The organism is Moorena sp. SIO4E2 (assembly GCF_010671945.1).
In the GTDB taxonomy this organism is placed as follows: Bacteria; Cyanobacteriota; Cyanobacteriia; order Cyanobacteriales; family Coleofasciculaceae; genus Moorena; species Moorena producens.
Window position 1 is genome coordinate 1 of sequence record NZ_JAAHIE010000287.1, and the last position, 9,276, is coordinate 9,276.

At 44.3% G+C, this 9,276-nt stretch carries 10 protein-coding genes; 4 read left to right on the plus strand and 6 right to left on the minus strand.

Annotated elements, in window-relative coordinates; all coding sequences use genetic code 11:
- Window positions 1-924: zinc ribbon domain-containing protein (locus F6K37_RS24185; protein ID WP_287252633.1), on the plus strand; the 924-nt coding region annotated here is incomplete at its 5' end.
- A 58-nt stretch (window positions 925-982) separates the two neighbouring features.
- On the opposite strand, the gene F6K37_RS24190 is transcribed toward F6K37_RS24185, so the two are convergent.
- Window positions 983-1,213: a hypothetical protein gene (locus F6K37_RS24190; protein WP_131827126.1), complete on the minus strand. Its 231-nt coding sequence runs from the start codon at window positions 1,211-1,213 to the stop codon at window positions 983-985.
- Between F6K37_RS24190 and F6K37_RS24195 the strand changes: the two genes are divergently transcribed.
- Window positions 1,212-1,364, plus strand: a complete 153-nt coding sequence (locus F6K37_RS24195; RefSeq protein WP_287252636.1) for a hypothetical protein — start codon at window positions 1,212-1,214, stop codon at window positions 1,362-1,364. The two genes, F6K37_RS24190 and F6K37_RS24195, sit on opposite strands and share 2 nt — an antisense overlap.
- Here F6K37_RS24195 and F6K37_RS24200 read toward each other — a convergent pair.
- The 3 genes from F6K37_RS24200 to F6K37_RS24210 form a co-directional block, all read right to left on the minus strand.
- Window positions 1,361-2,197: an Rpn family recombination-promoting nuclease/putative transposase gene (locus tag F6K37_RS24200; protein ID WP_008188986.1), complete on the minus strand. Its 837-nt coding sequence runs from the start codon at window positions 2,195-2,197 to the stop codon at window positions 1,361-1,363. The two genes, F6K37_RS24195 and F6K37_RS24200, sit on opposite strands and share 4 nt — an antisense overlap.
- A 176-nt stretch (window positions 2,198-2,373) precedes the next feature.
- Entirely contained in the window at window positions 2,374-3,555 is a 1,182-nt protein-coding gene (gene thiL, locus F6K37_RS24205) for a thiamine-phosphate kinase (protein ID WP_008188988.1), read from the minus strand.
- Window positions 3,556-3,782: 227 nt separating this feature from the next.
- On the minus strand, window positions 3,783-4,934 hold the full coding sequence (locus tag F6K37_RS24210; protein WP_008188990.1) for a peptidylprolyl isomerase: 1,152 nt from the start codon (window positions 4,932-4,934) through the stop codon (window positions 3,783-3,785).
- A gap of 592 nt (window positions 4,935-5,526) precedes the next feature.
- On the opposite strand from F6K37_RS24210, the gene efp reads away from it, so the two are divergent.
- Complete coding sequence (gene efp / locus F6K37_RS24215) at window positions 5,527-6,084, plus strand: elongation factor P (protein ID WP_008188994.1); 558 nt, start codon at window positions 5,527-5,529, stop codon at window positions 6,082-6,084.
- A gap of 152 nt (window positions 6,085-6,236) precedes the next feature.
- Complete coding sequence (gene accB, locus F6K37_RS24220) at window positions 6,237-6,761, plus strand: acetyl-CoA carboxylase biotin carboxyl carrier protein (RefSeq protein ID WP_008188996.1); 525 nt, start codon at window positions 6,237-6,239, stop codon at window positions 6,759-6,761.
- Window positions 6,762-6,946: 185 nt separating this feature from the next.
- Here accB and F6K37_RS24225 read toward each other — a convergent pair whose 3' ends face one another.
- Entirely contained in the window at window positions 6,947-7,579 is a 633-nt protein-coding gene (locus F6K37_RS24225) for a GerMN domain-containing protein (protein WP_008188998.1), read from the minus strand.
- Window positions 7,580-7,711: 132 nt separating this feature from the next.
- Entirely contained in the window at window positions 7,712-8,488 is a 777-nt protein-coding gene (locus F6K37_RS24230) for an LmeA family phospholipid-binding protein (protein WP_008189000.1), read from the minus strand.
- Between the last annotated feature and the right edge of the window lie 788 nt (window positions 8,489-9,276).

Here is a 9,276-nt window from a genome sequence, read left to right on the forward strand (position 1 = left end):
CAAATCAAATCTATAGCGATAAAGGATGCTTGCACCGCTGTAAGGGAGGCCAAGAAAAAGTATAAAAAGACTGGACAAATAAATCGAGTGCGATTTAGATCTCGTAAAAATCCTGTTCAGTCTTGCTACATCCCTAAGTCGGCTGTATCTAGCAAAGGGATTTACCATACAAAACTGGGTGAATTGACCTTTACTGAAACACTTCCAGATGATATTGGAGATTGTCGATTAACTAGCACCAATGGGGATTACTACCTGACAGTCCCTCACAAGACTACTCAAGTAAAATCCGAGAACCAAGGTAGAGTAGTAGCTTTAGACCCTGGTGTTAGAACATTTTTGACACTTTTTAGTGAGAATTCTGTAGGAAAAATTGGTTGTGGAGATTTTTCTCGAATTCAACGACTTTGCTCTCACCTCGATGGCCTCTTATCAAGAATAAGCAAGGCAAAAGGGAAGCAAAAACGTCGAATGATAAAAGCTGCCAGGCGAATAATCATTAGAATTCAGAATCTGATTAACGAACTACATCATAAGGCTGCCCGTTTTTTAGTTGACAACTTTGACGTTATACTACTTCCTACTTTTGAGACATCTGAAATGACAAAAAAAGGAAACAGGAAGATCAGGTCTAAAACTGTTCGGAATTTGCTTTCTTTTGCTCATTATCGCTTCAAAGAGTTCCTCAAACACAAAGCTGGAGAAACAGGGAAAACAGTAGTAGACGTCTGTGAAGCCTATACCAGTAAAACTGTTAGCTGGACAGGTGAGTTAATAAATATCGGTGGTAGCAAGAAAATTAAATCAAAAATTGATGGCCGATCGATGGATCGCGACATCAATGGCGCACGTGGGATATTCCTACGTGCCTTGGTAGATACACCCTGGCTGAGAAATCAGCTTGCATTGGCGAGCCAGGATTGACTTTTTGGGAGATTCTGGTAGCTAAAAAGTATCGGCATTACAGCAAGCTCAGAAAGACTTACGGGAAAAATATCCCCATCCTTATTATTGGGCAGCATTTTCTTTGACAGGGGATGCTGGGAAAAGGGAGTAGGGAGTCGGGAGTAGGGATATTGAGATACACCGAATTTTTGGCGTTGCTTAATAATGGAATGATTTTAAGAGTTTTCTGGAATGGGCATGTTGGTAGAACTGGCATGTTGGTAGAACTGGCATCTTGGTAGAACTGGCATGTTGGTAGAACTGGCATGTTGGTAGAACTGGCATCTTGCCAGTTTCATGCTTATTTTCGAGCGGGCAGGATGCCCACATATTTTCGAGCGGGCAGGATGCCCACTCTACTCCTATTCAGCGCCAAGACATTAGCAACGCCGAATTTTTTCCTATTCCCTATTCCCTAGTGCTCCAACCAAAGCGCTAAATCCGTTGCTGTCTCAAAATCCAACAAGGCTTCACTCAATTCCTCCAATCGAGTAATCGATAATCCCTCAATCTGCTGTTGGAGCCCAGGGTCAAGTAAACCTAACTTCAGGGTTAGCAAACGCATCACAATTAATAGGACTCCCTCCTGCTTGCCGCGCTGGATTCCCTTTTGGACTCCCTTTTGGATAATATCTTGATAGGTGACTGATTCTTCCATAACTTCCTCCCTCAAAAATCGACGGATTAAATCTTTATCAAACCGCAAACCAGCCAGTACATCCACACAGGCCGCTAGGGTTCGGAGTTGACCTTGTTCTTCAATTCTATCGACTTCAGCAACGACTTGCTCCAACAATAGATTAGGCCGATTACTCCTGGCTAAAGTGGCCAAGGGTAACAAAGCCCGATTGGCCAATAGTGGTAATGGGTCTTGCTCCCACAGACGAATTATCCGATAACGATGCCAGGTGTTAGTATCTCTAAACTCGTTAGTAAATACCATCTGTGAGGTCGTAGACTTTAGAAAAATTACCACCTGCTCAATCGGACATCGGTACTTGCGATGTAATCTGACCCAATAGTCCAACATCCGAAATGGTAATGGTGGCTCGGATTGGGGTAAGGTTTGAAATTCTAGGTGCAGAATTTGGTTTGTACTTTGGAGTAAAGTCAGAGCATCAGCTTGAATTGGTTCACTACTCAATTCGCTTTTAAGTACCTGAATATCTCTAGGTTCTTCACCCAATAGCCAGTGAAAAAACTCCGATGGGTATTCTTCTGCTAGGTATTTGCAGATATTATCGTAAGCCAAGGCAAATTGTTCAAAGTTAATACTATCTCAGACAGTGTAGTGAATCTGAACCAGAAAATTGATCGCACCTGGATCTTGTTTATTGAGTCAAGTTATGATACCTGACCAAGTCTGATTGAGATCAGATACATAAGGAATAATAGTAAATCCGGTTAATCACTTCTAAGGGAAAAATTTCAAAAATGCTGAAATCCCTTATTTAAACTCAGCAATTGATCAGCATAAGTACCAGTCTTATCTTTCAACCAGACCTCATTACCACTAGTAATCTTGCCAATTACTGCTGCTCCCTCCCCCAGTTGTGCCACTAATTCCTCAGCAGCTTCAGTGGGCAAACATAGCACTAATTCAAAATCTTCACCACCATACAACGCCCAATCCAAAGCTTGCTCTGGAGACACCAATTTACTGAAGCTTGGAGGTAGGGTAATTCGGTTAGGATCAATCTCTGCACCAACACCACTGGCACCACAAATTTGTACAATAGCATCTGCTAAACCATCGCTACTATCCATACCCGCAATGGATAGTTGGAGGGTTGAAGGTTGAAGGGTTGAAGGTTGAAGGGTTGAAGGTTGAAGGTTTGAAGGTTGAAGGTTTGAAGGTTGAAGGGTTGAAGGTTGAAAGTTATCAGATTGAAAGTTATCAGGTTGAAAGTTATCAGGTTGAAAGTTCCAACTTTCAACCTTCAACCTGTTAACCTGTAACGTGAGTAAAGATACAACATCAAGTCTGGGTTGGGGACGCTGGTGAGCTTTAATCAAAGATAGTCGTTCCTCTGGACTTAAGTGTTTGCCGAAATCTGGGTTGAGGAGTAATTCTAGTCCAGCCCGGGAAGCACCATGAACACCTGTCACCACAATGGCATGTCCCACCTTAGCACCTGTTCTGCGGATAGCTTGGTCGGGGTAGACTTGACCAAAGGCAGTGATAGCAATAGTAATAACCGGCGAGCGACAGATATCTCCTCCGACTATTGGTGTATTGTACTGGTTTAAACACTGAGTCATGCCTTGGTAAAGTCTCTCAACCCAGCTAACCGCTACATCCCCTGTCAGGCTTAAGCCTACCGTAATGCCTAGGGGGGATGCTCCCATCGCAGCTAAATCAGACAAATTAGCAGCAGCAGCACGCCAACCAGCATCTTCTGGACTAGTAGTGCATTGGCTTACCCCACCGTAGCGATCGCTAAAATGCACCCCATTCACTAAAACATCTGTAGTAATCACCAAGGATTGACCAGACTCTGGAGGGGGAATTACCGCTCCATCATCCCCGACAACCCCTGGTGGACAGAAAGGCTGTAACCGTTCTAGAAGACCTTGTTCTCCGATATCTTTTATTAATTCAAGGGTCACGAGACAACGATCAATGATTGATACTTCTGACTGGCATAAACGGAGCTAAAGGTAATTAATCAAGCTTATCCCTGGCTTCGCCGCAGCCGCTTAGGAGCTGACCGCTTATAGCACTAAGCATTAAGGTGTTTGACATTTATAAAAGCAGCAAAAGCTATTATATTCAGCTATTGCTAGCATGCCTCTTGCCTCTTGCCTTGGGCGTAGCGCTATAACCGATAGGATAGCTATGCCTGCGGCTCAACTAAATTCTCAATCCCATCAATAACTCTCATCGACTCAATTACATCCCCTCGTTTGAGCTGTCTGAGTAACTCTTTGTTTTCTACAACATAGCCAAAGACAGAATAGCGCCCATCCATAAAGTTGATACCAGCTGGGGTAAGTTCTGGTTGAAACAGGAAGAAGAAAAACTGAGAAGAGCCACCATTGGGATCCTCTGCAGGACGTGCCATTGCTAGGGTACCAAAAGCAGAGAAAGGTAGCACAGGTTGCTCACGATAACGACCAATTTCTTCCAGGGTAAACTCATAAACCGGTTCCGAGTCCCCTTTCAGCATGATTTCTATGGGAATCCCTCGGTATTCACCAGTTTCTGGGTCAATAAAGCCTGTCGCTTTTCCTGGAGGGTCTCCTGCTTGCAGGATATAGTTATCTTCAGCACGGTTGAAGGTTAGACCATCATAGAAACCCCGCTGTACCAAATCCACAAAGTTACCGGCGGTGACTGGAGCATTGTAACCATCTACCACCATTCTCAAGGAACCTTCCTCTGTGGTCATTTCCACGGTAGCGCGACCCTTAAGTTGAGGTAAGTTACTATACTCTGGGGGTACCTCAAAGGGAAACTCCTCTACCATCAATTGTTCCAGTTCCCCTACTTGATCCAAGAGTATCCCGCGCTCAATCAAGACTCTTTCCTTGTCTTTAGCCTCCACAGCTTCTCGAATCTTAGCAATTTCGGCTTGGATCTGGGCAATTAGGGCTTCGCCTTGGGGTTTTCTGGCATCTGGAATGTCCGCTAGCAATTTCTGATCACTACTAGTTAAAACCACAGCAGCTTTAGTAATATCGCTGGTGATAGGACTCCAGCGTTTTCCCCGCATTTGTTGAGAAATATCCTCCAAACTGGCTTGTATTTTCCGCACTGGCTGATTATCTATCGGTAGGGCATAGCGCAACAAAGCTCTACCATCAGTAATGGCATTACCCCCTGGTAATCGACTTTCACGAGCAGGTTCTTGATTACCAAAGTTAAACTTAAAGTTCCACCAAGCTCCACTCAGACCTAGGGAAAGGGACATTAACAGCAGCCCCAAGAGGGTAGTCTTGGTCAAGGGTTTCCACCAATCTGGCAAAGAAATCTTTAAAAGTTTCATAAACAATAATTACCCCAAGCATTACACCAGTGGGGTCAAGGCTGATCCACAACGTATCAAAACTTCATCTCATATCTTCCCATGTCAAGGAAGTTTATGATACCGTTTCTCAATTAGCGTGGGTCTTTCAGCAGCGTTGCTTAATAATGGAATGATTTTAATAGTAGGTGCGCGCCTCCTAGGGCGCGAGGGATTGCTCGCGCCCTTGGGTCGCACCTGTGGAATGGGCATCAGGCGTGGAACTGGCATCTTGCCAGTTTCATGCTTATTTTCGGGCGGGCAGGATGCCCACTCTACTGCTATTCAGCGCGAAGATTCAGCAACGCCCTTTCAGCTGGGGCCCGCGCCCATCACACCAATAAACCACTGAGCTAGCCAGGTGATCACCCTCTCCCCCTGTCCCTATCCCTCCATCGATTTCACTAGCTTTGAGGTGATTGGCCAACAGTATCGTTTAGTTTAAGTTTGGCAAGTCCCTTGCCGCACCACTTTGGGACAAATCTTTAGGTTAACCTCCAAAGTGCAACTTTCAACCTTCAACCTCTCAAGGGTAAAATAAGATGCCGATTGTTCTGCCCGAGTTAGCAGGTTAATGATTTCTAGTAACGACTTTCGCACCGGTGTCTCCATTGAGTTAGATGGATCCGTATGGCGGGTAGTGGAATTTCTCCACGTCAAGCCTGGAAAAGGTTCCGCCTTTGTTCGCACCAAACTAAAAAATGTCCAGACAGGGAATGTTGTAGAGAAAACCTTTCGGGCTGGGGAAACAGTACCCCAGGCAAACCTCGAAAAACGTCCCATGCAGCATACCTACAAAGATGGCGAAGAATTTGTCTTCATGGATATGGAAAGCTTCGAGGAAACTCGTCTGAGTGAAGCACAGATTGGCGATCGCTCCAAGTATCTCACTGAAGAAATGGAAGTGAACATCCTCACCTGGAACGACCAGATTCTAGAAGTAGAACTGCCCAATTCTGTAGTGTTGGAAGTAGTCGATACCGATCCTGGTGTTAAAGGTGATACCGCTACTGGTGGTACCAAACCAGCCATTGTTTCAACAGGAGCTCAGGTGATGGTTCCTCTATTCATTTCCATAGGAGAGCGCATTAAAATCGATACCCGTAATGATTCTTACCAAGGTCGCGAGTAAATTGTTTTGATGCCCTGATTTGATGCTCTTAATAGATCATGAGATCATGGCAATCAAGATAATGGACTCAGCTGACTACTAAGGCAAAATAATGCCAAAAAATCTTAACCCTTAGCCTTTAGCCCCAAGACCCTAACCTTTTTTTAAAAATTGTGGCATTAGACATCAATCAACTTCGTGATCTGTTAGCTGCTATTGCTGAAACTGATATTACAGAACTGACCCTCAAGAGTGATGATTTTGAACTCACAGTGCGTAAAGGGGTCAGTATCACCCCTACCAGTGATTCTGGTGGAGCTAGCACTACTTATCAAGCCCCTACAGGCTCCGTAGCGGTTCCCATCGGCTCCACTCCCACTACTTCCACCCCAGTACTAGAGGTAGCCCCAACACCAGAACCAACCCCACCAGTACCTCCACCAGGGGTAGATCAAAAGTGGGAGGAAATTAAGTCACCCATGGTCGGGACATTTTACCGCTCTCCTGCTCCTGATGAAGACCCCTTTGTGGAGGTGGGGGAACGCATTAGTGCTGGTCAAACTGTTTGTATTATTGAAGCTATGAAGCTGATGAATGAAATTGAAGCAGAAGTGACTGGACAAGTAATGGAAATTTTGGTGACAAATGGAGAACCAATAGAATATGGTCAAGCACTAATGCGGATTAAACCTGACTAAGCATTACTCCTTAGATAGGTTTCACAGATGTCAAGCTAATAATAGCTGCTAGAAGCGAAAATAGGTTTGCTGGGCATGGGAATTAGAGGTCTGCCAACGTATATTTATTTGCCGCAGCGTCGGTTGAAAAATTTTCATCCAACGCTAGTGAGCAACTGCTCAAAGCAGTCTAAGCTGGGAAACCTCTAGAGTGGGAAGTTTTGATTGACATCTTGGCGAGTCAGTGGTTGATCAAGCATTAAGCCTTCTCCACCTAAAACCTCTAGTTGTTTCCCATCTACCTCAATCCATACTTGAGTATTGGGGTCTAGACTGCTTGCTGTATAAACAATTTGCGCCAGACGACCGCTCATGGAGCTACTGCCCCCACCAACGGTAAATTCCTGGGACAAGTCTACATGAACACCATCATTTTTGAGAGAAACACCCCGTAGTTTTGTACCTTGGGGAATAGTGGTCGTAAATGTGCCATTGGTCGGCCCAGCCAATAAACTGTTGAATGCGCTCTCTAAGATCTCACCTTTGTTAAGGGTCTTATTATTTAAGGGAATTGAACTGGGACTTAAAACAATTTGGTTATCAACATCATTGAGCCAATAAACCTGAATTTTTTCCTTAGTTGAGGGTTTTTCAGTTGTGGGTTGTATAGTCTGAGATGACTTGGGTGTAGATGACTTGGGTGTAGTTGTTGTCACAGACGAAGATTGCTGTGAACGCCATGCCCACCAGCTACCTCCACCTGCTGCTGCTAAGACTAGGATGGAAATACTGGCAATCACACCGAGAGGAATACCACGATCGTCTTGTTGGTCATGCATAATAACTGATTAATCAAAAGGTTGATTTACTGTAATTTGATTTACTGTGATCAGATCTGACTAGTGGCACGAAACCAAATTGAATTTTTGATATTTCATCCTTCATCTTTGATATTTCATACTTAACACGCTTTATTCCTTGATCCGGACAAATGCTGCTAATTCTAATTCACTAGGACTTAACTGGAATTGTAAGATACGGGCTGTGATGCCTTCATCTTCGATATTGCTCAGATTTAAGCGCTGGCTAAGACTACCAACAAATAACTTGATTATCTGAGGAGGGAGTGGGTTCCCATCAACCGACAACTTGGGTTCAATTAGCTGTATGCTTTTCCCGGTCAGGATGCCCACACCGGAGTTTAATATAATCTCTAGGGGTTGATTATCTCCTTGCTGCAATGTCACTTGTAAATAAATACGGTTGTTATCTAGGAAGTTGACTTGTGAGTTCAGTAGTTTATAACGCCTACTGCCACGACTGATCACAGCATTGATCAAATCGTTTAATACTTCTATAACTTCCGGCGACTCTAGAGCTTGGTTAATATCTGACTCGGTTAAAACTAGACGCACTCCAGCTTGTAGCGGTTGCCTCAGAGAGTTCGCTAGTGAGTCTTTACCACCTTTACGGACCTTCTCTATATCAAGGTCAATCGGATCAGTTTCTAATTCCAAGACACCAATCCGGATATCTGGCGTCAGCCATAATCCCTTACCAGCAATTAAAACCTGGTCTACTTTGCCTGGCAAAATTTGGTAATTGGGAGTGTTGTTAACTCGGACTTGCAATTGCTCGACCTGGGAAAGCTGGGAGCGGATATTGCTTTCGATCACCTTGTCGAGGATGAAACCCACCCCAGAAACGACAGTGATTAAGCCTGATAGGAATATGGTCAAAAATTCCATGGAAAAAAAAAGGCACAACGTTAAGAGTGAGGTCAGGCAAGGTAAGTATTCAGCTATCAGCTAATGCGCTACTTGAGGTGCTACTTGAGGTGCTATCAGCTAATGCGCTACTTGAGGTGCTACTTGAGGTGCTTTTTAATAAAAGAGGTAAGCATTCGAATAATGCTGAGTTAAGTCTGCTGACGGCACCTCAAGTAGCGTGAGCTAAAAGCTGACGGCTGACGGCTGACGGCTGAATGCTTACGAGGCAACGAGGGCAGTTAAGGGAGATAGGGCAGATGTAAGTAGTAGAGCAAAATTCAAGTTAACTGTTAAGACTTGGGAACAATAAACTTCAGATCAGGCAATAGAAGGGGATTCAATGCCTTCACAGGTCTTACACACCTATTACACAGGTCTTAACACAGTTAACTTGATCAGGACTTACGCACCAAGACCCTTAAACCCTGGTTTCTGGTAATACATCAAAGGTTTAAATCGGTGTAATTACCGTCAATAACCAGGTGGCTGGGGTAAGTCCTGTTTATTTCTATCCAGGTACTTACCAGAAAATTCCCTCTTAATCTTATCCCAAAACCCAGTTGAACAACCCTGTGCTAAGAGCAGGGGATGAACACTGGTTTTCCTTCTCACAATTCCAATTTCCATGGAAACACTATAACTTGACACTCCCCACGGTTAGAAACCGGGGGATTCTTCGTTCAGCGACCCAAGTTGCTGAGACAGGATTTCTCCAGTCCCAGTAGTGCTCAGGTCTCCCGAAGCGTTGGGATCTTTATCGATCCAAG

Coding starts and splice junctions, on each gene's coding strand:
- F6K37_RS24195 (WP_287252636.1), top strand. CDS start 1,212: ATGTTGGTAGAACTGGCATCTTGCCAGTTTCATGCTTATTTTCGAGCG.
- F6K37_RS24190 (WP_131827126.1), bottom strand. CDS start 1,213: ATGCCAGTTCTACCAACATGCCAGTTCTACCAAGATGCCAGTTCTACC.
- F6K37_RS24210 (WP_008188990.1), bottom strand. CDS start 4,934: ATGAAACTTTTAAAGATTTCTTTGCCAGATTGGTGGAAACCCTTGACC.
- efp (WP_008188994.1), top strand. CDS start 5,527: ATGATTTCTAGTAACGACTTTCGCACCGGTGTCTCCATTGAGTTAGAT.
- F6K37_RS24225 (WP_008188998.1), bottom strand. CDS start 7,579: ATGCATGACCAACAAGACGATCGTGGTATTCCTCTCGGTGTGATTGCC.
- F6K37_RS24230 (WP_008189000.1), bottom strand. CDS start 8,488: ATGGAATTTTTGACCATATTCCTATCAGGCTTAATCACTGTCGTTTCT.